The sequence below is a fragment of the Actinomadura sp. NPDC023710 genome (assembly GCF_040639875.1).
Lineage (GTDB): Bacteria > Actinomycetota > Actinomycetes > Streptosporangiales > Streptosporangiaceae > Spirillospora > Spirillospora citrea.
In genome coordinates, this window is sequence record NZ_JBFAGB010000012.1 from 41,374 (window position 1) to 63,227 (window position 21,854).

The 21,854-nt window shown below is 72.3% G+C and carries 22 protein-coding genes; 17 read left to right on the top strand and 5 right to left on the bottom strand.

The features are described 5' to 3' along the window. The first annotated feature begins 194 nt into the window (after positions 1–194). Complete coding sequence (locus AB0H37_RS15845; protein WP_360613278.1) at positions 195–2,279, top strand: hypothetical protein; 2,085 nt, start codon at positions 195–197, stop codon at positions 2,277–2,279. A gap of 111 nt (positions 2,280–2,390) precedes the next feature. Further along, the gene (locus AB0H37_RS15850; RefSeq protein ID WP_329097035.1) at positions 2,391–2,555 is read left to right on the top strand and encodes a hypothetical protein; all 165 of its coding nucleotides are present in this window, start codon (positions 2,391–2,393) and stop codon (positions 2,553–2,555) included. A 3-nt stretch (positions 2,556–2,558) separates the two neighbouring features. Here AB0H37_RS15850 and AB0H37_RS15855 read toward each other — a convergent pair whose 3' ends face one another. Continuing rightward, positions 2,559–3,305: a M15 family metallopeptidase gene (locus AB0H37_RS15855; RefSeq protein ID WP_329097033.1), complete on the bottom strand. Its 747-nt coding sequence runs from the start codon at positions 3,303–3,305 to the stop codon at positions 2,559–2,561. Positions 3,306–3,468: 163 nt separating this feature from the next. Here AB0H37_RS15855 and AB0H37_RS15860 point away from each other — a divergent pair, with 163 nt between their 5' ends. Then, positions 3,469–3,891, top strand: a complete 423-nt coding sequence (locus AB0H37_RS15860; RefSeq protein WP_329097031.1) for a hypothetical protein — start codon at positions 3,469–3,471, stop codon at positions 3,889–3,891. Here the strand turns inward: AB0H37_RS15860 and AB0H37_RS15865 are convergent. After that, positions 3,888–4,349 carry a MarR family transcriptional regulator gene (locus AB0H37_RS15865; protein WP_329097030.1) on the bottom strand — a complete coding sequence of 154 codons (462 nt, stop codon included), beginning with the start codon at positions 4,347–4,349 and terminating at the stop codon, positions 3,888–3,890. The genes AB0H37_RS15860 and AB0H37_RS15865 overlap by 4 nt on opposite strands. A 164-nt stretch (positions 4,350–4,513) precedes the next feature. Here AB0H37_RS15865 and AB0H37_RS15870 point away from each other — a divergent pair, with 164 nt between their 5' ends. The 4 genes from AB0H37_RS15870 to AB0H37_RS15885 all read left to right on the top strand — a co-directional run bounded on the left by AB0H37_RS15870 (position 4,514) and on the right by AB0H37_RS15885 (position 7,885). Continuing rightward, complete coding sequence (locus AB0H37_RS15870) at positions 4,514–5,524, top strand: pirin family protein (RefSeq protein WP_360613282.1); 1,011 nt, start codon at positions 4,514–4,516, stop codon at positions 5,522–5,524. A gap of 296 nt (positions 5,525–5,820) precedes the next feature. Further along, the gene (locus tag AB0H37_RS15875; RefSeq protein WP_329097012.1) at positions 5,821–7,014 is read left to right on the top strand and encodes an ATP-binding protein; all 1,194 of its coding nucleotides are present in this window, start codon (positions 5,821–5,823) and stop codon (positions 7,012–7,014) included. Positions 7,015–7,292: 278 nt separating this feature from the next. Beyond that, the gene (locus AB0H37_RS15880) at positions 7,293–7,535 is read left to right on the top strand and encodes a hypothetical protein (RefSeq protein WP_360613284.1); all 243 of its coding nucleotides are present in this window, start codon (positions 7,293–7,295) and stop codon (positions 7,533–7,535) included. 110 nt (positions 7,536–7,645) lie between these two features. Continuing rightward, positions 7,646–7,885 carry a hypothetical protein gene (locus tag AB0H37_RS15885; RefSeq protein ID WP_329097008.1) on the top strand — a complete coding sequence of 80 codons (240 nt, stop codon included), beginning with the start codon at positions 7,646–7,648 and terminating at the stop codon, positions 7,883–7,885. A 23-nt stretch (positions 7,886–7,908) separates the two neighbouring features. Here AB0H37_RS15885 and AB0H37_RS15890 read toward each other — a convergent pair whose 3' ends face one another. Then, on the bottom strand, positions 7,909–8,829 hold the full coding sequence (locus AB0H37_RS15890; protein ID WP_360613286.1) for a MauE/DoxX family redox-associated membrane protein: 921 nt from the start codon (positions 8,827–8,829) through the stop codon (positions 7,909–7,911). After that, positions 8,823–9,779, bottom strand: a complete 957-nt coding sequence (locus AB0H37_RS15895) for a hypothetical protein (protein WP_360613288.1) — start codon at positions 9,777–9,779, stop codon at positions 8,823–8,825. The genes AB0H37_RS15890 and AB0H37_RS15895 overlap by 7 nt, the downstream gene beginning before the upstream one ends. 263 nt (positions 9,780–10,042) lie before the next feature. Between AB0H37_RS15895 and AB0H37_RS15900 the strand changes: the two genes are divergently transcribed. The 3 genes from AB0H37_RS15900 to AB0H37_RS15910 all read left to right on the top strand — a co-directional run bounded on the left by AB0H37_RS15900 (position 10,043) and on the right by AB0H37_RS15910 (position 14,463). After that, positions 10,043–10,522, top strand: a complete 480-nt coding sequence (locus AB0H37_RS15900) for a SigE family RNA polymerase sigma factor (protein WP_329097004.1) — start codon at positions 10,043–10,045, stop codon at positions 10,520–10,522. 321 nt (positions 10,523–10,843) lie between these two features. Next, positions 10,844–12,454, top strand: coding sequence for a long-chain fatty acid--CoA ligase (locus AB0H37_RS15905; protein WP_360613291.1), 1,611 nt, complete (start codon positions 10,844–10,846; stop codon positions 12,452–12,454). Between the two features lie 407 nt (positions 12,455–12,861). Then, complete coding sequence (locus AB0H37_RS15910; RefSeq protein ID WP_329097001.1) at positions 12,862–14,463, top strand: sigma-70 family RNA polymerase sigma factor; 1,602 nt, start codon at positions 12,862–12,864, stop codon at positions 14,461–14,463. 4 nt (positions 14,464–14,467) lie between these two features. Here the strand turns inward: AB0H37_RS15910 and AB0H37_RS15915 are convergent, their stop codons facing one another. After that, the gene (locus AB0H37_RS15915; protein ID WP_360613293.1) at positions 14,468–15,238 is read right to left on the bottom strand and encodes a MerR family transcriptional regulator; all 771 of its coding nucleotides are present in this window, start codon (positions 15,236–15,238) and stop codon (positions 14,468–14,470) included. A gap of 88 nt (positions 15,239–15,326) precedes the next feature. Between AB0H37_RS15915 and AB0H37_RS15920 the strand changes: the two genes are divergently transcribed. From AB0H37_RS15920 to AB0H37_RS15950, 7 genes are all read left to right on the top strand, one after another. Then, positions 15,327–16,307, top strand: coding sequence for an adenylate/guanylate cyclase domain-containing protein (locus AB0H37_RS15920; RefSeq protein ID WP_360613295.1), 981 nt, complete (start codon positions 15,327–15,329; stop codon positions 16,305–16,307). A gap of 176 nt (positions 16,308–16,483) precedes the next feature. Next, on the top strand, positions 16,484–18,046 hold the full coding sequence (locus tag AB0H37_RS15925; protein ID WP_360613297.1) for an amidohydrolase family protein: 1,563 nt from the start codon (positions 16,484–16,486) through the stop codon (positions 18,044–18,046). A gap of 127 nt (positions 18,047–18,173) precedes the next feature. Continuing rightward, positions 18,174–19,031: an IclR family transcriptional regulator gene (locus tag AB0H37_RS15930; RefSeq protein ID WP_360613298.1), complete on the top strand. Its 858-nt coding sequence runs from the start codon at positions 18,174–18,176 to the stop codon at positions 19,029–19,031. Continuing rightward, positions 19,028–20,242 carry an alanine racemase gene (locus AB0H37_RS15935; RefSeq protein ID WP_329096993.1) on the top strand — a complete coding sequence of 405 codons (1,215 nt, stop codon included), beginning with the start codon at positions 19,028–19,030 and terminating at the stop codon, positions 20,240–20,242. The genes AB0H37_RS15930 and AB0H37_RS15935 overlap by 4 nt, the downstream gene beginning before the upstream one ends. A 27-nt stretch (positions 20,243–20,269) precedes the next feature. Then, positions 20,270–20,440 carry a hypothetical protein gene (locus AB0H37_RS15940; RefSeq protein ID WP_360613300.1) on the top strand — a complete coding sequence of 57 codons (171 nt, stop codon included), beginning with the start codon at positions 20,270–20,272 and terminating at the stop codon, positions 20,438–20,440. Further along, complete coding sequence (locus AB0H37_RS15945) at positions 20,437–21,387, top strand: sugar kinase (protein WP_360613302.1); 951 nt, start codon at positions 20,437–20,439, stop codon at positions 21,385–21,387. The genes AB0H37_RS15940 and AB0H37_RS15945 overlap by 4 nt, the downstream gene beginning before the upstream one ends. A 27-nt stretch (positions 21,388–21,414) precedes the next feature. Then, complete coding sequence (locus tag AB0H37_RS15950) at positions 21,415–21,798, top strand: Rid family detoxifying hydrolase (RefSeq protein WP_329096987.1); 384 nt, start codon at positions 21,415–21,417, stop codon at positions 21,796–21,798. Positions 21,799–21,854: the final 56 nt, after the last annotated feature.

The following is a 21,854-nucleotide window of genomic DNA, read 5'->3' on the forward strand; positions in this document are numbered from 1 at the left end:
GGCGGGACGAAGCTCACCCCGGGGCACGACGGCCTGGTCGCCTGGGTGAAGGAGCCTTGAAACCGGAGGACATGGGGCTGACCGGTCTGCCAGTCTGGTGAGCCGATCATGGAGGAGGCCCTGTGCCGGAGAGCGATGTAGCGTCGTTTCTCGGGGAGTTCAGTCAACGGCTGCACAGTGGCGACCTCGGTGTCGTGTGCGATGCGTTGAGCGACTACCAGCAGGCGCAGGCCGACACCAGATGGGGAGTGGACAACCCGTACTGGCCGCTGAACAACGAGGTGCTCTTCGTCGCCCGCGACCTCCTGGACCGGTCGTCCACGCTCGACGACGAGAACCGGCAACGGGCGATCTCCTGGTCGCTCACCGCGGTGTGGCATCTCGGTGAAGACGAGGACGCCGACCGGATCGCCGAGATTCTGGAAACCACCTCGGACCCCGGGCTGCGGGAGGAAGGGCTGATGGCCGCGTCCACTGCTCTCGAGGACGCGGAGGAGCCGAACCCTCGGCTCCTGGCGGCCGTCCGCGCGATCGCCCTCGACGAGGGCCTGGCCGCGCGGGATCGCGGCTCCGCGATCCATGCCCTGGGCTCTCTCGACATGCCCGAGGTGGACGCGCTCTTCATCCGCCTTACCGAGTCCGGCGACCTCAAGGTCCAGGTCAGTGCCGCCGGGCAGCTGACATCGCCCAAGAAGGTCCGTGTGCACCGCGAGCTGCTCCAGCAGCTCGTCGACTCCTGGCCGGAGGACGCGGGCCCCTTTTCCAGGGACGTTCGTGATGCGCTCGTGGGCTTCCACAGCACGTACTGGAAGGACGCCCACCTGGACGATCCGGCCCTCCGGAACGCTCACGACGAGCTGCGTTTCCCGCTGACCGACGAGACGTGCCTGGAGGCGTTCACCACGCTGCTGCGCAGCGACGACCCGGTCGCCGTGGGCATCGCGCTCGACCACTACGAGCACTGGGAGGGGCTGCGGCACGTCCTGGACGACTCCGACCTGGCGGACGCCTGCCTGCCCGAGGTGCTGGAGCGCGCCCGCGAGGTGCTCCGCCGTCCGATCTCGCCCGCCGAGGTGAGCGCGCTGAACATGATCGGGGCACAGCACGCGGAACCGGGTGACACCGACCTGCTGGTGGACATCCTCGGCCGGACGGATTCCGACACCGTCCGGTACAGGGCCGTCTGGATGGCGTACGGGCTCTTCGACGAGGCCGAGACCGCGGACGCCCGGCTCGTCGAGGCGGTGTGCGATGTGATCTTCGGCCCGTCCTCCCAGGGCACCAGGAAGGCGGCGATCCGGATCCTGGCCGACGGGCTCGGCGCGGGCGCCGACGACGTCCTTCTGCGTGCGATCCGCGAGGGAGAGACGGACGTGCAGGTGCACGCGGTCTCCTACCTGGTGAAGACCGGCGGCCTGGACCGCCACCGTGCGGTCATGGAAGAACTGGCCGAAAGCTGGGAGGAGCGTCCTCCGGTGCGCTTCTGGGGCCGGAATCCCATCGACCTGGTCTTCGGGAAGCCCCACAGCGTTCACTGGGAGGGGCATCGGCTGCAGGACCCGGACCTGCGTCGCGCGCACAGAAGGCTGCGCCTCCCCACGGCGGACGAGCCGTACCACGTCGCCATGCGCACGATGCTGGAAAGCGGTGACGTGGCCGCCGTCGGCATCGCCCTGGACCATTGGTGGGACTCGGAAGGCGCCCTCGCGCGAGGTGGTGAAGAGGCACGGCGACCGGCGAGGGCGCTCGTCCACACGCTGATCCAGGAGATCTTGCGGCAGCCGCAGTCCCCGCCCGAGCTCAGCCGCGAGTACGGTCCCCTCGCGGCCCACCTCACCGCCCTGTCCGCGCTGGGGGTCGCGGCGAAGGACGACCTGTCCGTGCTCGCCGACTCGCTCCAGTGCGCCGACTCGCTCCGCGGCCAGGTCCTCGACACCGTGAGGGACGTGCTCCGATCCGTCGACCACTCCCACCCCCGGCTCGTCCAGGCCCTTGGGGCCATCGCGTGCGACGAAGCCGTCCCGATGAGCGAGCGCAATCAGGCCATGTACCTGCTGGGGGAGTTTCGGAGCGACAACTCCGTCGACGTCCTCTTGAGCGCGACCCGCTGCCCCGAGCTGGAGATCCAGGCGGCCGCCGCCCTTGTCCTCGCACGGGACGAGACGTTCGACGAGCACCGTCCGATGATTCAGGCCCTCGCCGTGAGCTGGCCCGAGGAAGACGTCCCGACCGAAGTCATCGAGGTGCGCGAGCTTCTCGAAGACTCGGACGAAGAGTAGGGCTCGGGCTCCTCGGCCCACCCGCCATCTGATGGTCGTCGCGGACGACTCGGGTTGCTCTCGTGGTGAAATCGTCCGACTCGGGCGTAAGGGTTCGTTACCCTCTTCGGCATGTCGCAGACACCGCAGGACCCTGCAGGCACGACGCACCAGTTCCAGAACTTCGCCAGCCAGGCGCAGCCGGAGAAGTCCGGACCCAGTATCGGCCTGATCGTCGGCATCGTCGCCGTGGTGGCCGTCGTCGCGGTCCTCGTGATCGCCCTGATGATGATGTGACGCTCAGCGGCCCGAGCTGGAGAAGTGCTGGTAGTCGCGGGCACCGCTCCAGGTACCGCCCCAGCTCCAGCCGATCGAGGCGAACGCCTTGACGACCTTGTCGCCGGCGTGGATGACGCCCGGGTCGTCGTTCTTGCGGTTCTTGTACTTGACGCAGTCCTTGTGGGCGACGCGCCCGTCCGCGTAGACGTACGGGTTCTGGCACGGATTGATGTCGACCGCGAGACCGTAGGCGTGGTTGGAGAACGAACTCGACCCGGTCGCCTGGCGGCAGTTGAACGCCGAGGTGTTGTTCGCCTCGATCGAGTCGAAGTCGCTGCCCTTGTACTTGTCGACCGGCTGCATGCGCTCGATCGGGTAGCGCATGGCGTACAGCTTCCTGAACACCTTCACCAGGTCGCCGGCCGCCTTGGCGTTGACGACGAGCCGCCCACCGGTGTGCGGCTTGTCGTCCATCCCCCAGTAGGTCATCTCGATCATCCGGAGCCCGGACGGCGACACGGGGCAGCCGCGCCGCCACGAGTGGTCGAGGTCCCCGGCCGTGACCTTCTTGGTCGTGGACTGGAAGCCCTGCTTGCTCGGCGACGGGGACGGCGACGGGGAGCCGGGAGCGGACGCGGTCGGCGGGGTCGCCGGAGGCGCCGACTCGCCCGAGTCGTCGCCGCCGCGGCCACATCCGGCCGCGGCGAGCGGCACGGTCAGCAGCGTGGCGAGGAAAGTCGCGGTTCCTATAGCCCCTCTACCTGGCATCTTTGCAGCATACGCAGGCCACCGGGTGCGCGCGGCGGGCCGGGTATTCGCTACGGTGCGTTTGAAGGCGCGCCCGCCGGAAAAGGGCCGGGACGGACGGGCCGTGATCCCCAACCATCCGCCGGGCATGTCGCCCGGTGGCGTCCGGCCCCAGGGAGCCGGCATGGCGGAACCTCAGGAGAGGGACCTCCCCAGCCTCGAAGACGAGATCTTCGCGGTCGCGCACAGCGTGGAGGTCGAGCAGGCGGCGCATGCGCAGCCTTTGTTGCAGACAGAGAGGGCGCAGGTCGCCGCAGAGCGCGCGCGGGCGTTCCTCGGCCGGGACGTCAAGGCGCTGGCGGCCGGCATGGCGGCCTTCGTCTTCGTCGACGCCGTGATGATGTACCCGCCGCTGATGATGAGCCGCAGGCCCAGCCTGCTGCCGCAGTTCGTGACGCTGCTGGTGCTGGCGTTCGGGCTCGGCGGCCTGCTCGCCTGGAAGGTCGGCGGGCGGTGGCGGACGTTCGGCATCGGGATGATGCTCGCCTGGGGCCTGCTGACCCTGCTGTCCGTCGGGTTCCTGACCGGCGTGACCGCCCCGCTCTAGGACGGGCCGCCGAGGCGCTTGAGGACGACGCCGAACGCGCGCCCGATGGCCTCCAGATCCTGGGGCTCGACCACGTCGATGAAGAACGTCCGGACGACCTCGACGTGGTCGCGGGCGGCGCGCTCCAGCGCGGCGAAGCCCTCGTCGGTCAGGTGCGCGTAGACGCCGCGCTTGTCGTTCGGGCAGCTGTCCCGCTTGACCAGGCCCTTGGTCTCCAGGCGGGAGCAGGTGTGGGAGAGACGGCTGCGCGACTGGCTGGCGTTGTCGGCGAGCTCCGCCATCCGCAGCCGCCGGTCGGGCGCCTCCGACAGCCGGACGAGGATCTCGTACTCGGAGTTCGACAGGCCGTGCTTGGTCTTGAGATCGCGGTCCATGACCTCGGCGAGCCGGACGCTGCCGTCCACGTATGCCCGCCAATCGCGCTGCTGAGTGGCATCGAGCCAGCGAGGTTCGGTCATGTCCCGAGTATAGACCATTATGTTGAAGATTCAACTAACTCGCGCTATCTTCAGCCTAGCAGGACGGGTGCCTCCGTCCGAGGAAATAGTTGAAGCATCAACTATGTTGCAGGGACCAGTGCACCGCCCGACCGCGGACGGACACCCGGACGAGGGAGAACCCGATGCCTGCCGTGATGGCCGACCCGCTGACCCTGCCCCGCCTGCCGCTGCTGCCGCAGGAGGGCACCGACTGGCGCCGCGTCGCGAAGGTCGTGACCGCCAAGCGCCACCTGGAGGGCGAGGGCTTCCAGGTCAGGCGCCCCTTCCCGGGCATCGACCTGTCCCTGGCCGACCCGTTCCTGCTCCTGGACCACATGGGCGCCGTCGAGTACGCGCCGGGCGAGGCGAAAGGCACCCCGTGGCATCCGCACCGGGGTTTCGAGACCGTCACCTACATCATCGACGGGGCGTTCCAGCACCAGGACACCACCGGTGGCGGCGGCCTCATCGCCGACGGCGCCACGCAGTGGATGACGGCCGCGTCCGGGCTCCAGCACATCGAGCAGCCGCCGCCCGAGCTGGTGGCCAAGGGTGGCCTCTTCCACGGCATCCAGCTCTGGGTCAACCTGCCGCGCGCCCAGAAGTGGGTCCCGCCGCGCTACCAGGACATCGAGGCCCGCGACGTCAAGCTGCTCGCCGCCGACGACGGCTCGTCCCTCGTGCGCGTCATCGCCGGGTCGCTCGCCGGATACGACGGTCCCGGCGTCACCTACACGCCGATCAACTACCTGCACGCGACCGTCGCGCCCGGGGCGCGCCTGGCGCTGCCCTGGCCGCGCGACTTCAACGCGCTGGTGTACGTCCTGTCGGGCCGCGGGACGGCCGGCGTCGAGGAGGCGGCGCTGGACGAGGGGCAGCTCGCCGTGTTCGCCGGCTCGCACCACAAGGGCGAGGGGGACGGTCTCGTCGTCCGCGCCGCCGACAGCCAGCCGACCGCCAGTGCCGCGGGCTGGGAGATCCTCGTTCTCGGGGGCCTGCCCATCCGGGAGCCGATCGCCCGGTACGGCCCCTTCGTGATGAACACCCGCGACGAGATCGTCCAGGCGTTCGAGGACTTCCAGGCCGGGCGCATGGGCACCGTGCCAGCCGAGAAGGTCCCTCACCGGTCCGACGCGGACGAGCCCCTGTCCTGACCCTCGGGTCGGGACGTCGAGCTCCCCGGCCGCGGGGGTGGTGCCCGCGGCCGGGGTCTTCCGTGTTCGCGTGACGGAGGAAGACGGCGTGCGCTACTGTGTTCGAACAGTCGAACAGAAGTTCGACCACCTTGTTCGAACGCGCTCGCCCGGGAGGCGACATGGTGGCGACCATGGCCACACGGGGGCCCGAGGGCTCCGCGCGCTGCGGGCGGCGGCGTGACCACGCGACACGCCGCAGCGTTCTCTACGCAAATCTACGGCCGCAGCTATATCGCCTCATAGAGTCCGAGAGCGTGGACCCCGTGCGGAACCCCTATGCCCCCGGCGCCGGGCAGCGCCCGCCCGAGCTGGCCGGCCGCGACCGCGAGCTCCGGCAGTTCGAGGTGGTGCTCGAACGCGTGGCCCGCGGCCGCCCCGAGCGCAGCATGATCGTCACCGGGCTGCGCGGGGTGGGCAAGACCGTGCTGCTCAACGCCTTCCGGTCGCAGGCGATCCAGCGGCTGTGGGGGACGGGGAAGATCGAGGCCCGTCCCGACCAGTCGATCCGCCGTCCGGTCGCGTCCGCGCTGCACCGGGCGGTCCGGGAGCTGGCGCCCCGGCACCGCGCGCCCGACCGCATCGAGGAGTTCCTCGGCGTGCTCAAGTCGTTCGCGCAGGCGGGCCCCGAGCCGTCCGGCAAGGCCAAGGCGCGGGCGCACCGCTGGCAGCCCGGCATCGACGTGCCCGCCGCGCGCGGCCGCGCCGACTCCGGCGATCTGGAGATCGACCTCACCGAGCTGTTCGTCGACGCCGCCTCCGTCGCGACCGACGTCGGCGTCGGCATCGCCCTGTTCGTCGACGAGATGCAGGACATCCCGGCCGACGACGTGTCCGCGCTGTGCGCCGCGTGCCACGAGCTGTCGCAGGTCGGCGGCCCGCTGATCGTGGTGGGCGCGGGCCTGCCGCACCTGCCGGCCGTCCTGTCGGCGAGCAAGTCCTACTCCGAGCGGCTCTTCCGGTACGCGCGCATCGACCGGCTCGACCGCGAGTCGGCCGACGTCGCGCTGCTGGCCCCCGCCGAGCGCGAGGACGTCACCTTCACCCAGGACGCCCTCGACGCACTGTACGGCGCGGCCGACGGCTACCCCTACTTCGTCCAGGCGTACGCCAAGGTCGTCTGGGACGTCGCCCCCGACAGCCCCATCACCGCCGACGACATCAAGGTCGCCGCGCCGGAGGCGGAGAGCGAGCTCGCCGTCGGCTTCTTCGGCAGCCGCTACGAGCGCGCCACCCCCGCCGAGCGCGACTACATGCGCGCCATGGCCATGCTCGGCGACGACCCGGTGCCCACCGCGTCCGTCGCCGACGAACTGGGTCGCAAACCGTCCAGCCTGTCGCCCGCCCGCGACGGACTCATCAAGAAGGGCCTCATCTACAGCGCCGAACGCGGCATGGTCGCGTTCACCGTCCCGCACTTCGGCAAGTTCCTCCGCTCGCAGCCCGCCTGACCTATCCGTCTATCGGGCTCTCTAGCGACACCGCTAGAGAGCGGTAGAAGGCCGCATCGAGCCGCCCTGTCGCGGCGAGTATCCGGCTCCCTAGCGACAGTGCTAGAGAGCCGTAGATTTTGCTCGTCCTTCCTCTGGCGCCCTCTAAGCCTTTCTAGATCTTTTCTTAGAGAGCGCTAGAGAGTCGCAGAGAGGCGATCAGGTGTCGTCCGCGCGACGTGGGTAGGAGCCACGGCGCGTGCCCGCGAACGGGCACGGAAGCCGACGTCGGGAGAGACATGGCAGACCGATTCCGAGGCCAGGACCCGGACCACCAGCACGGCGGCCTGGACGAGGACGCCGTCGAGGACGAGTTCGCCGTCGAGGAGGAGTACGGCGACCAGAGCGACATGTCCCTGCGCGACGAGGAGGCGATGCAGCAGGAGCAGGGCGGCCTGCCCCCGGGTGCGGACGGCGACCACCCCGCCTCGTCCGACGTCTCGTTCGACGTGGCAGAGGAGGCCCCCGAAGGCGGCCCGTGAACCGCGCAGCCGATCCACCGGCGGCGGTCCCGTGTGTTGTCATGCCAGGTCGGCGGGTAGGAGACGGGTGGCGACCCGCGGCGGGCATCTGGGCGATGCCAGGGGAACACATGACAGTGCGACGCCGGCCCCGCGGCCACGAGACCGACGACGAGTTCGTGGACGAGGACGAGATCTCCGCCTCGATCCTCGGCTACGACGACTCCGCGATGCGGCAGGACCAGGGCGGCCGTCCGCCGGATACCGGGTCGGAGAACCGGTACATGGTCCGGCTGCGCGAGACGCTGCACGCCCGAACCCGGCGCCTCCTCTTCCGGCGCTCGCGCGGGGGCACCGCCCAGCAGTTCTGACGGCGCCCCGGCCGAGCGGTCTCTCACCGGCCTTCGGACACGAGATTCGGCTGGACGGGCGCGGCGACCTCGGACGCCACCACCTCGGACGCCACCACCTCGGACGCCACCACCTCGGACGCCACCACCTCGGACGCCACCACCTCGGACGCCACCACCACCGACCGGACGGCCCGGTCCCGCTCCGACGTCGACACCGCGAACACGATCTCCACGTCCCGCTCGCGCACCCGTCCGGGGAAGGCCACGAACCGCCAGCAGCCCTCCCGCCAGACGTCCAGCGGTACGGCGCTCTTGATCGCGTTCTCGTGGTCGGTCCACGCCGAGCTGTCGTACAGCCGCGCGTAGGTCTCCGGCATCGGGCTGCGGCGCCGCTCGCACGGGACGGCGCGCGGCAGCCGGTGCCGCCCGGCCAGCTCCGCCAGTTCGGGGGACAGCGCCAAGAACAGCGCGACCTCGACCGCGAACATGAGCCCGACCTGCGTGTGGACGTCCCGCAGCACCTCCACGCCCGCGTGCGGCGCGCCGAGCGAGACGACCGCCGCGCAGGTGAACAGCATCGCCCGCAGCACGCTGCGCCGGTCCACCTTCTTGGCGCTGAGCGCGCCGAAACAGCCGCAACCCGCGTCCGGCCTGTGCACCCGCAGCTCGCCGACGACCCAGGTCGCTGCGGCGAACGCCACCGTCGTCGCCAGCCGCACCGACAGGTGCGAGGTCACCAGCAGCGCGAGGCCGAGCAGGCCCTCGCCGATGCCGAGCCCGACCGTCATGCCCCGGCTGCGGCGCAGCGCCGACAGCCGCGCGAGCCCGGCCGGCACCGGGACTCCGTGCACGTGGTCCGGCGCGCCCGCCGTCCGCTCCCGCATCGTCAGCTTCGCCAGGCACGCCACCAGCAGCACCGCCGCCAGCAGCAGGACCTGCGTGTTCTGGATCGCCGTCACCATCGCCCCTCCACCCCCTGCGGCGCGCCCGGCCGGACGCTCGCGTTGAAGCAGCCGGCCGCGAGGTCGCCGCCGAGCCCGGCGAAGACGGCCGGGGTCAGTTCGACGATCCGGCCCCGCGGCGAGGCGTCGCACTCCACGCACCGGTCGCAGAACCGGGCCGCCGTGCAGCCGCACTCGATCACCGGTACCGGCGCCGACCGCCCCCCGCACTCGTTGCGGACGGTGATCTCACTGCCGATCGACAGGTACGGCATCGGCGCGCATCCGGACGGGGCGTCCGCGCAGCCCCCGGCGTCCCCCTCGGAGTCGACCGCCGGGTAGGACGCCCCGTCCCGCCACTCCCCCTCCACGCCGCCGAACCAGGTCGCGGTCCCGCTCGACTCCCGCGGAACCGGCGCGGCCGCCGCTGGCGCGGCGAGGTCGGCCACCCGGTACCCGGGCTGCGACGTGCCCGGACGCACCGCCTGCGGGCCGCCGGGGGACCCCACGCAGATCACGTCGATCAGGTAGCCGGGCTCCAGGCGCGGATGCCGGACCAGCACCGGGCCGAGGACGGACGGCGGGACCACCACATGGGCGCGCCCGCGGTGCGGCCCCATGTCCACCTCCACGGAGCCGCGCCCGCACGCGAGGATCGTCCCGCTGACCCGGCCGATGCCCACCCAGATCTTCTCGGCGCGGCCGGCGCCGGTCCGCCGGACGACCACGGGCCGGCCCGGCCGCAGCGCGGCGGGGCCCCCGCGCCCGCCGTGCCAGATCTCGGTGTCCTCGCTCATCGTGATGCGGGTCTCGGCCCCCCGCGCCCCCGCCTCGCCCACGACCAGCAGGTGCGGGCTCGCGTCCAGGACGATCCCGCTCACCCCGCGCGTGCGGCGATCGGCCTCCGGACCTTCGGGGGCCGCGAACAACGCCCGGCGGTGCGCCGCCCGGCGGAGGTGGGTCGTCGGCATCGCGGCACTCCGGCATCGATCGTCGTGACGTACGGCAACAGCTGTTAGGGCCGTGAGTCAAGAGTCACGCGCCGTGACCCGCCTGTCGACGGATTTGTCGCGATAAGTCAATGAGCGGAGGAAGTTTGATCTACCTAGGTTGAAGAATATAAACTGGTTGACCCGGATATGTTGTTCCAGTAGGCCCGAAATGACGCCGGACCTGCGATCGTCGTCATACCGGGAGTCGGCGCGGCTCCCCAACCCCTGGTCGGGTGGTGGGTGTGAACGCGACGCGGCACGAGGAGTTCCGCGCATACGTGGTGGAACGCGGCCCCGTCCTGCTGAGGGCCGCCACCCAGCTCACCAGCGACCGCGCCGAGGCCGAGGACCTCCTCCAGGCCGCCCTCGCCAAGACCTACCTCGCCTGGGACCGCATCGAGGACCGCTCCGCCCTGGACGGCTACGTCCGCCGCGCCATGGTCAACACCCAGATCTCCTGGTGGCGCCGCCGCAAGTTGGACGTCTACCCCACCGACCAGCTCCCCGAACGCCCCGTCGAGGACCACACCGACCGCAGCGAGATGCGCGACGCCCTGGGCCGCGCCCTCAGCCGCCTCCCCGAACGCCAGCGCCTGGCCGTCATGCTCCGCTACTACGAGGACATGTCCGAACGCGAGATCGCCGAAGTCCTGGGCGTCAGCATCGGCACGGTCAAGTCCACCGTCTCCCGGGCCATGGCCCGCCTCCGCGAGTTGTACTAGCTGTGTCTTCTCAGGGGGGCGACCCCCTGGAACCCCCGTTACGAGCCGACCGAAACTCACCCCACGGTGCCGGTGGCCCGTGCTCTGGCTCAGGTCAACTTCAGGAGGGGCGCAGAACGGTGTGTCAGGGGGACGTGCGGCCTGGATGATTCGCACCCTCTTGGAGCAGGGGCGGGCTTTAGTTCGAGAGGGTTGATTTGTCCCCATCCAGCGCTCTTGGATGAGGACACTTGTTTCCACTCACGAGGATCGCCCGGCTCGTGACGGGGGTTTCAGGGGGTCGCCCCCTGGGAGAAAGAGAGGCTTGCCGTGTGGAGCACGATGCAGGACTTTCCGCTGACCATTACGACGATCATGCGCTGCGGGGCCGGGGTCTTCGGGGAGGCCTCGGTCTCCACGTGGACGGGGGACGGGACGCGGCGCCGCACGTACGCGGAGGTGGGTGAGCGCGCCGCGCGGCTGGCGGGGGCGCTGCGGGGGCTCGGCGTGGACGGGGACCAGCGGGTCGCCACGTTCGCGTGGAACAACACCGAGCATCTGGAGGCGTACCTGGCGGTGCCGTCCATGGGGGCCGTGCTGCACACGCTCAACCTGCGGTTGTTCCCCGACCAGCTCGTCTACATCGCCAACCACGCCGAGGACCGGGTCGTCATCGCGGACGCGTCGCTGATCCCGCTGCTCGCGCCGGTGCTGGAGCGGCTCGAGACCGTCCGGCACGTGGTGCTCGTGGGGGAGGGCGACACCGCGCCGCTGGAGGGCGCCGGCAAGGAACTGCACGACTACGAGGAACTGCTCGCGGCGGCGCCGGCGACGTTCGCGTGGCCGGAGATCGACGAGCGGTCGGCCGCCGCGATGTGCTACACGAGCGGGACGACGGGCAACCCGAAGGGCGTCGTCTACTCGCACCGGTCGGCGTACCTGCACTCGATGTCGACGTGCACGGGGAACGCGATGGGGCTGAGCGCGTCCGACGTGGTCCTGCCTGTGGTCCCGATGTTCCACGCGAACGCCTGGGGGCTGCCCTACGCGGCGGTGATGGCGGGCGCGTCGCTGGTGATGCCTGACCGGTTCCTGCAGGCGGAGCCGCTCGTCCGGCTCATCGAGGCCGAGCGGCCGACGGTCGCGGGCGCGGTGCCGACGATCTGGTCGGACGTGCTGCGGCACGCGAAGGAGCACGGATCGGACCTGACCTCGCTGCGGCTCGTCCCGTGCGGAGGGTCGGCGGTGCCGGAGTCGCTGATGCGCGGGTTCGAGGAGATCGGCGTCCGGATCGTGCAGGCGTGGGGGATGACGGAGACCTCGCCGGTCGCGTCGGTCGCGCACCCGCCGCCCGGGGCGGCGGGCGAGGACGTGTGGCGGGCGCGGGCGAGCCAGGGCCGCGTCCTCGCCGGGCTGGAGATGCGGATCGTGGGGGACGGCGACGTGGTGCTGCCGCGCGACGGGGAGGCCGTCGGGGAGGTCGAGATCCGCGGGCCGTGGATCACCGGCGCCTACCACCTGGACGAGGACCCCGGGAGGTTCCACGACGGCTGGCTGCGCACCGGGGACGTGGGGACGCTGTCGTCGGACGGGTACCTCGTCCTCACCGACCGGGCGAAGGACGTCATCAAGTCGGGCGGGGAGTGGATCTCGTCGGTGGAGCTGGAGAACCACCTCATGGCCCATCCGGACGTCGTGGAGGCGGCCGTGGTGGGCGTGCCCGACGACCGCTGGCAGGAGCGCCCGCTCGCGTCCGTCGTCGTGCGGGACGGGGCGGAGGTCACGGCGGCGCAGTTGCGCGAGTTCCTCGCCGGGCGGGTCGCGAAGTGGCAGCTTCCCGAGCGCTGGACGTTCGTCGCGGAGATCCCGAAGACCAGCGTCGGCAAGTTCTCCAAGAAGACGCTTCGGCAGATGTACCGGGACGGCGACCTCACGGTGCAGAAGATCATCTGACGACCCGGCCCCCCGGTTTCCTCGCCGTCACATGAGGTGCTCGTCGTCCGCGTGCTCGTGCCCCCGTGCGGGCCGACCGCGAGCCGGGTCCGCCCCTGTGCGCCGATGCGCGGTCGGTGCGCGCCGCGGGAGCCGGATTCGACGGAAAGGTGTTCTGGTGCCGGTGCGCGGACGGTGATCCGGAAGGGCGGCAGGCCGATTGACACCGGTTCGATTACTGGATTCTGACGCCGAGTCATTGATCGGGTGGTCACTCAGAGACGTACTTGACTCACCGTCGGTCACTCTCGTTGCGATTTCAGTGGATCAAGTGGTGCGGGCGGGGTTCGGGGGTGTATGCAAGGTGGGCTGAATGTCCGGATGGCCCCCATGGGGGCAACTTCCACACTCCGCTGCCGGGAGCGTGAATGCCCAGGTTGACCACCTCCGCCCCCACAGCCGATCGCAAGCTTGTCAAGGGCCTGAACGAGGGTGACGAGGCGGCCCTGGCCGCGCTCTACGACGAATACGGTGAGCGCCTTTACGATTACGTGCTGTCCATGTCGGGGGACGAGAAAGCGGCCGCCGACATCGTCCATGACGCGTTCATCGACGCCTGCCGCCGCGCCCCCCGAATGCGCGACCACCTGTATCTGAGTTCCTGGCTGTACGGCGCGGCGCGGCGCCGCTGCATCCGCCGCGGCCGTCCCAAGGTGCTGTTCTGGGACCGGGAGGGCGAGTTCTCCGACGCGCCGTTTCTGGACCGTGCCGACGACGGCGACGCGCCGGACCGCCCGCGGTCGGACGAGCTGCACGACCTGCTGCGCGCGAGCCTGTCCCGGCTGGAGCCCGTCGACCAGGAGGTCATGCTCCTGACGCACCGGCACGGCCTGCGTGCGGCCCGCCTCGGGGCGACGCTCGGCCTGTCGGCGCGGCGGGCCGCCGCGCGGGTGCGCAGGACGCGCGCCCAGCTCGACGCCGCCGTGCAGCGGGAGATCGGCCGCGCGGGACGGGAGTGCGCCGCCGCCGCGCGCACGGCCGAGGAGTCCCGGTCCGCGGCGATCCCCGTCCTGGCCGCACGCGCCCCGGCCCCCCCGGAGGAGGCCCCTCCGGCGGAGCCGAGCAGGGGGCCGTGGTGGCGTTTCCAGCGCCGCGGCGAGGTCTCCCCGGTCGACCCCGCGATCGAGCTGCACGCCGCCGGCTGCGACGACTGCCGCGCCCGGGCCCGGGTGACCGCGGCCGCGCTGCTGGGACGGGCGCCCGCGCCGGTGCTGCCCGCGGCGCTGCGGCACCGCGTCATGCACACCGCGACGGACCCCGAGCTGGCGGGCTACCGCGCCGACATCGCGGCGCGCGGCGGGACGCTGACCCCGTCCGGACTGCCGAGCCAGCCGGACGTGCCGTCGCCTTTCACGCGCCGGTGGCTGTTCACCGGGGGCGGCATGGTGGGCGCGCTGGCCGCGGCCCTCGTCGTCGTGTTCGTGATGGGGCCCGGGATCGGCGACGGGACGCTGTCGTGGCCGCCGTTCCGCACGCATCCGCAGCCGTCGATCACGCAGGAGAGGCCGGAGGGCCAGGGGCACGGCAGGGGGGCGCCGCACGGGCCCGGCGGGGGCGCTCAGGCCCGTCCCGGCCAGCCGCCGCCCGACCCGCAGACCCACGAGAAGAACCAGGAGCGCCCGGAGGATCCGGCGCAGACGCCGCAGCGACCGCCGCCCTCGTCCAACCTGCCCAAGCCGCCCGGCGTCCTCGTGGTGAACCCCGCCAAGGTCGAGATGTACGGGACCAAGACCGCCCAGGTCAGCCTTGCGGCGAAGAGCGGCCCGGTGTCCTGGACGGCGATGACGTCGTCGAACCAGCTGATCCTGTCGCAGATGCAGGGCGGCATGCCCGAGGACGGCACGACGAGCCTGACGATCACGCTGCGGACGGCGCTCATCGGCCTGCCGGGACAGGGCACGCTGACCTTCACCGACTCCGAGGGCGCTCCGCACGAGGTTAAGGTCGTCTGGGGCGCGACGCTGCTGTAGCGGCTCAGCCCCCGGCGGCGGGGCGCTCCCCGAGGTGGCCTCTGATCATTTCGAGGTGGTCGCCGAGCGCCGCCTGGACGCGGGTCTCCATGGCCCGCGCGATGAAGGGGTCGACGACCATCTTCACCAGCGGCCGCATCCGGCGGACCACGGCGGCGACCTCGCCCACCTCGTCGCCGTCCGGGACGGGCTGGCGCTCCAGCCGCGTGAACACGTGCTCCTGGACGAGGTTCACGAACCGTCCGGCGATCACGTCGCAGTCGGCGCGAATCTGCCCGGCGATGTCGAGGACGGAGTCCAGCGGGATGCCGGCGGCGACGAGTTCGGCGCCGACGTGCAGCAGCCGCGGGCTCGGTACGCGGTACTTGTCCCCGTCCGGCTCGATCAGGCCGAGCTCGACCGTCCGCTCCAGGGTCCGGGCGACCTGGTCCTCGTCGAGGCCGGTGCCGAACTTCGCCACCAGCTCCTCGTAGGTGACGGTGCCGGGGATCTCGTCCGACCACGGGTCGGTGAGGACCTTCTCCAGTCCGAGGACCTCGGCGACGTCCTTGCCGGTCTCCCAGGCGCCCAGCAGGTCCTTGATGATCGCGAAGGTGTAGCCGCGGCCGAGCAGCTTGCCGATCAGCCGCAGCCGCGCCAGGTGCGTGTCGTCGTAGAGGCCGACCCGGCCTTCGAGGCGGGGCGGCGGCAGCAGGCCGCGGTCCTGGTAGGCGCGGATGTTGCGCACCGTGCTGCCCGCCAGCCGCGCCAGCTCGTCGATTCGGTACTCGGCCATGCCCCGTCCGCCGGCTCGTGTCGTCTCACCGCCGTGATCTTACCCCCACCTCATTGTTACATCGATCGATGGCACATAGGGTTGCCGCATGGCGGACGACATCGAGGAGACACTCCTCGGCGGCCCCCTGCGCTACACGCGCAGTGAGGTCGAGGCCCGGGCGGGCGTCTCGGACGACTTCGCGCGGCGCATCTGGCAGGCGCTCGGCTTCCCGGTCCCGCCTGACGACGAGGTCGCCTTCACCGACGGCGACGTGGCCGCGCTCCAGGAGATCCGCGAGGTCCTGTCCCACGAGCTGGTGGACGAGGACACCGTGCTCCAGCTCGTCCGCGCCGTCGGCCAGACGATGGGACGGCTCGCCAGCTGGCTCGGCGACGTGTGGCTCCAGCGCCTGAGCGCCCTGCCGTCCGACGAGCCGGTGACGTCCGACCTGGTCACCGCGGCCCTGGTCGCCACCGAGGAGCTGCGGCCCTCGTTCGAGCGGCTGCTGCTGCACGGCTGGCGCCGCCAGCTCACCGCCGCCGGCATGCGCGCCGCCGCGTCCACCGCCACCGCGCAGGCCGACCCGGCCGCGGGCGTCGCGCTCCTCGCCGTCGGGTTCGCCGACGTCGTCTCGTTCACCCGGCTGAGCCGCAGCCTCGACGGTGACGCCCTGGCCGGCTTCGTCGAGCGCTTCGAGTGGGCCGTCACGCACATCGTCGCCGAGTGCGGGGGCCGCGTGGTCAAGACGCTCGGCGACGAGGTCCTGTTCGTCGCGCCCGCCGCCGGCGCCGCCGCGGAGATCGGGCTGCGCGTCGCGGAGCGGTTCAACGAGGACCCCGACTTCCCCAAGGTCCGCGTCGGTCTCGCCTACGGCGAGGTCATCCAGCGGCTGGGCGACGTGTTCGGCACGCCCGTCAACATGGCCGCGCGCCTGACGTCCACCGCCTACCCGGGGACGGTCCTGGCCGACGCCGGCGTGGTCTCGGCGCTCCCGTCCGGGGTCTACGACGCCTCCGGCCTGCGTCCCCGGCCGTTGCAGGGGCTGGGCCGCGTGCGGCCGTTCCTGCTGCGCCGCCCCAAGGCGTAGGGCGACCCTTCACCGCCGCCGGTCCCACCGGTGTCGGCTAACGTCGCAGGTCAAGAGCTGGTTGTGCAGTGCAAAATCATGTGTTGCAAATCTGGCGCCGCGCTTGGTGCGGCCCATAACCTCCACGAGTACCGACACGGCTCCGGTTGCGCGCTCGTAGGGGTGAATGAGGTCAGATGTACGATCTGCTGCTTCGCGGGGGGACGGTGCTGGACGGCACCGGGGTCCCGGGGCGCCGCGCGGACGTGGCCGTCACCGCCGGGCGGATCGCCGCGGTCGGCGTCCTGGACGGCGCGCGGGCGTCCGCGGAGATCGACGCGACCGGCAGGTACGTCATGCCGGGCTTCATCGACACCCACGTCCACGGCGACGCGGCCGTGTTCGACCCCGACGTGCAGCTCGCGGCGCTGCGGCAGGGCGTCACCACGTTCGTCCTCGGCCAGGACGGGATCTCCTACGCACCGGCCGGCGCGGAGACGCTCCGCTATGTGAGCCGGTACTTCGCGCCGATCAACGGCGCGCACCCCGGGCTGGACGGCGGGCCGGTGACCGTCGCGGAGCTGCTCGCCGCCTACGACCGCCGCACCCCGCTCAACACCGTCTACCTGCTGCCGCACGGGACGATCCGGCACGGCGTCATGGGGACCGCGCGGCGGGCACCGGAGCCCGGCGAGCTGGCGGCCATGCTGGCGCACGTCGAGCGCGGCCTCTCCGAAGGGGCGGCCGGGCTGTCCACGGGGCTGGAGTACGTGCCCGGCGCCTACGCCGGCGCCGCCGAGATCGCGGCGCTGTGCGCGCCGGTCGGCTCGGCCGGGCTGCCCTACGTCACGCACATGCGCGGGTACGAGTCCGCCGCCGGCGCGGCGATGGCGGAGGTGCTGGAGATCGCGCGGGCCGGGCACGTCGCTCCGCACGTCTCGCACTACCACGGCCCCGGCGGCGAGCTCGCCGCGCTCGTGGACGGCGCACGCGCGGAGGGTATCGACCTGACCTTCGACACCTACCCCTACCTGCGGGGATCCAGCACGCTGACGCTGGTCACGCTGCCGGACTGGCTCCCCCTCGCCGACCTGGACGCCGCACTGGACGCGCTCGCCGACCCGTCCGTCCGGGAGAGGCTGGAGCGCGACTGGTTCGCGCACCGCCCCGAGGTGTGGCCCCGCATCACGCTCTCGCACGTGCCCGCCGACGGGTTCCGTTGGGCCGAGGGCATGACCCTGCCGGACGCGGCCGAACAGGCCGGTTCGGGCCCCGGGGCGTTCTGCTGCGACCTGCTCGTCGCGACCCGGCTGGAGGCCGGGTGCGTGTTCGGGCAGCCGCCGACCAACAGCGAGGAGTCGGTGCGGGCGCTGCTGCGGCACCCGGCCCAGACGACCGGATCGGACGCCATCTACCAGGGCGGGCACCCGCATCCGCGCGGCTGGGGCGCGTTCGCCCGGATGCTCGGGCGGCACGTCCGGGAGCTCGGCGACTGGACGTGGGAGCAGGCCGCCGTGCACCTGGCCGGACGCGCCGCCGACCGGTTCCGGCTCGCCGACCGGGGCCGCGTCGAGACCGGGCGCGCCGCCGACCTCGCCGTCGTCGACCCGGCCGCCGTCACCGACCTCGCCACCTACGACAGACCCAGGGTGCCCGCCGAGGGCGTCGAGCACGTCGTGGTCAACGGCGTTCCCGTCCTGTCCGGCGGCGTTCTCGCCGAGACCGCGACCCCGCCGGGACGGGCCCTCACACCAGCCTGACCGAGCCTGCCCGGTTCGTCCGAGCCGCCAGGGCCCCAGACCAGCACAAGGAGTCATCCGTGATCGGTAGGTTCAGGCGCGCTGCGCGGGACGTGCTGCGCCGCGGCCTGCTTGCGGGGGGCACCACATGACGACCGACCAGGCGAAACCGAGGAACCAGTCGTCGTCGCTGCGCCGCGCGCTCGCCGTCCTCGACCACGTCCGCGACCACGCCGGGGCGCGCGGGGTGTCGCTGACCCGCATCGCCGACGACCTCGACATCAGCAAGAGCACCGTGCTGCGGCTCGCGCAGCCGCTCATCGACGGCGACCTGCTCGCCCGCGACCGCGAGACCGGCTGGTTCCGGCTCGGGCACGGCGCGCTGCGGCTCGGCCAGGCGTACCTGTCGACGCTGGACATGCGGTCGGTCGCCGCCGACCCGCTGCGCCGCCTCCAGCACCTCGCGGGGGAGACGTGCCACCTCGTCGTCTACGAGGCCCCCGACGTCGTCTACATCGACAAGGTGGAGAACGAGCACAACGTCCGGATGGCGTCCCGCGTCGGGCTGCGGATGCCCGCCTACCGGACGGCCGTCGGCAAGGCCGTCCTCGCCTGGCTCGGCGAGGACGACCTCCAGAGGGTCGTCGCCGCCGGGATGCCGGCGCGCACCGAGCGGACGATCACCGACCCGGCGCGGCTGACCGCCGAGCTGGAGCGGGTGCGCCTCACCGGGTACGCCGTGGACGACCGGGAGAACGAGCCCGAGGTCCGCTGCGTCGCCGCGCCGATCTTCGACCACACCGACCGGCCCGTCGGGGCGCTCAGCGTGTCCGGGCTGACGTCCCGGATGACGCCGGCGCGGGTCCGGGAGGTCGGGCCGATGGTCGAGCGGGCGGGCCTGGAGATCTCCCGCGTGCTCGGCTCGTCCCGGCCGTTCCGCCGCCGCCCCGACCGGCCCCGCCACGACACGTCCCGCCACGACACGCAGGAAGGGAACCAGCCGTGAGCCTCACCATTCCCGGCGAGCACGTCGACTGGCGGACCAAGGGCCTCTGGGTGCCCGGTCCGCCCGTCCCCCTGGAGGAGTTCGCCGCCGCCCGGCATCCGCTGTTCGGCGGCCCGTTCACCTGGCCGGTGATGGTGGCGCGGCGGTCGGCGATGGACCACAACATCGCGGCCCTCGCCGCGTTCGGCCGGGAGCACGGGCTCGCGTTCGCGCCGCACGGCAAGACGTCCATGGCGCCGACGCTGTTCCAGGCCCAGCTGGACGCGGGCGCCTGGGGCATCACCGCCGCGACCGCCAACCAGGTGCTCGCCTACCGGACGTTCGGCGTACCCCGCATCCTGCTGGCCAACGAACTGCTCGACCCGACCGCGCTGCGCTGGCTCGGCGGCGAGATCGACCGCGGCCTGGAGTTCCTGCTGTACGCCGACTCCGCCGAGGGCGTCGCGGCGATCTCCGCGGCGGCCGGCGAGCGCCCGTTCCGGGTGCTCGTCGAGCTCGGCCACGGCAACGGCCGCACCGGCTGCCGCACCGTGGCGGAACTGACCGCCGTCGCCCGCGCCGTCGCCGACGCGCCCGGCACGGAACTCGCCGGCGTCGCCGGGTACGAGGGCGGACTGCCGGACGTCGCGGCGGCCGGCGCCTATCTCGGCGCGCTGCGCGACGCGACCGCCGAGCTGTCGCCGCTGCTCCCCCGCGACGTCGTCGTCACCGCCGGCGGCAGCGCCTACTTCGACCAGGTCGCCGAGAAGCTCGCGGGCGACTGGCTGCCCGGCCACGACCTCACCGTGGTGCTGCGCAGCGGCGCCTACGTCTCCCACGACGACGGCATCTACACCGAGCGGACGCCGTTCAACCGCGTCCCCGGCTCGCTGGACGCGGCGCTGGAGATCTGGGCGCAGGTCACGTCCGTCCCGGAACCCGGCCTCGCGATCGTCGGGATGGGCAAGCGGGAGGCCCCCTACGACGCGGGCCTGCCCGTCCCGCTGCGGATCCGCGGGGCGGACGGGAGGATCGCCCCCGCGGACGGCATGCGCGTCACCGACACCAACGACCACCACGCCTACGTCGCGACCGGGGACGCCTCCCCGCGTCCGGGGGACCTGATCTGCTTCGGCATCTCCCACCCCTGCACGGCCTTCGACAAGTGGCAGGTCATCCCCGTCGTGGACGACGACCACACGGTGGTCGACCTGATCCGCACGTACTTCTGAGACCGGTACCTCCGAGAAGGGAATCCCATGATCCCCCGCCTGGCGCCGGGACCCGCGCTGACCGCGACCGGAGTGGTCGCGGTCGGCGCCGGGGGCTCCCTCATCGGCGACGCCCTCGACGGCGGCTCCCTCACCGCCCTGGCCGACCGGGCGCGGGCGCTGCTCGCCGCGGCGGCCCCGCGGGAGGCCGTCCGATGAGCCTCGACCTCGTCACGTTCGGCGAGACCATGGCGCGGCTGGAGAACCCCGCCGTCGGGCCGATGCGGCACGCCCGCTCGCTCGACCTCGGCATCGGCGGCGCCGAGTCGAACACGGCGATCGGGCTGTCGCGGCTCGGCGGCAGCGCGGCCTGGTTCGGCCGCGTCGGCGACGACGAGTTCGGCCGGCTGATCACCACGGTGCTCGCCGGGGAGGGCGTCCGGCTCGGCCACACGGTGGTGGACGGCACCGCGCCCACCGCGCTGCTGTTCAAGGAGCGCCGCTCGGGCACGCTCACCCGCGTCCAGTACTACCGGACGGGCAGCGCGGGCTCCCGGCTGCGCCCGTCCGACGTCCCGCACGACCTGATCCGGACCGCGCGCGTCCTGCACGTCACCGGCATCACCGCCGCGATCAGCGACACCGCCCGCCAGGCGCTGGACGACGCCGTCGAGACCGCGCGGGACGCGGGCGTCCCGGTCTCTCTCGACCTCAACTACCGGTCGGCGCTGTGGACGCCCTCCGAGGCCGGCGCATGCCTGCACACCCTGGTCAAGCGCGCCGACCTGGTGTTCGCGACCGAGCAGGAGGCCCGCCTCGTCGTGCCCGGCGACGACCCGGGCGCGCTCGCCACCGCTCTGGCCGCGCTGGGCCCCCGCGACGTCCTCGTCAAGCGGGGCGCCGCCGGGGTGGTCGCGTTCTGCGAGGGCCGGCTGCACGTCCGGCCCGCCCACCGGGTCCCCGTCGTGGACCCGGTCGGCGCCGGGGACGCGTTCGCCGCCGGCTACCTCGCCGAGTTCGTCCGCGGCCTGCCCGTCGCCGCCCGCCTGGCCACGGCCACGGCCACGGGCGCCTACGCCGTCACCGTCCGGGGCGACTGGGAGGGCCTGCCCGGCCGCGCCGATCTGGAACTCTTGAGAACCACGGAAAGCGACGTCACCCGATGACCGGCGTCACCAGATGAGGAGACAGACATGAGCAAGCGCGAACTTCGCAGCGCGGACTCCGCCCCGCCCATCGGCACCTACTCGCAGGGGCTCGTGGTCGGCGACTTCGTGTACACGTCCGGCATGGGGCCGTTGGATCCGAAGACCGGCGAGATCGTCGGCACGGACGTCGCCGCGCAGACCCGGCAGACCCTCGCCAACCTGGCCGCGATCCTGCGCGAGCACGGGCTCGGGCTGGACGACGTGGTGAAGTCGACCGTCCACCTCCAGGACCTCCACCGCGACTTCGCCGCCTACGACGAGGTCTACCGGGAGCACTTCACCAAGCCCTACCCGGTGCGCACCACCGTGGGCTCCGAGCTGATGAACATCCTCGTCGAGATCGACTTCGTCGCCTACAAGAAGAGCTGACGGACTCGTCCCTCTTTGCCAGGGGAGGAGGAACTGCGAGGATGGTCGCATGAACG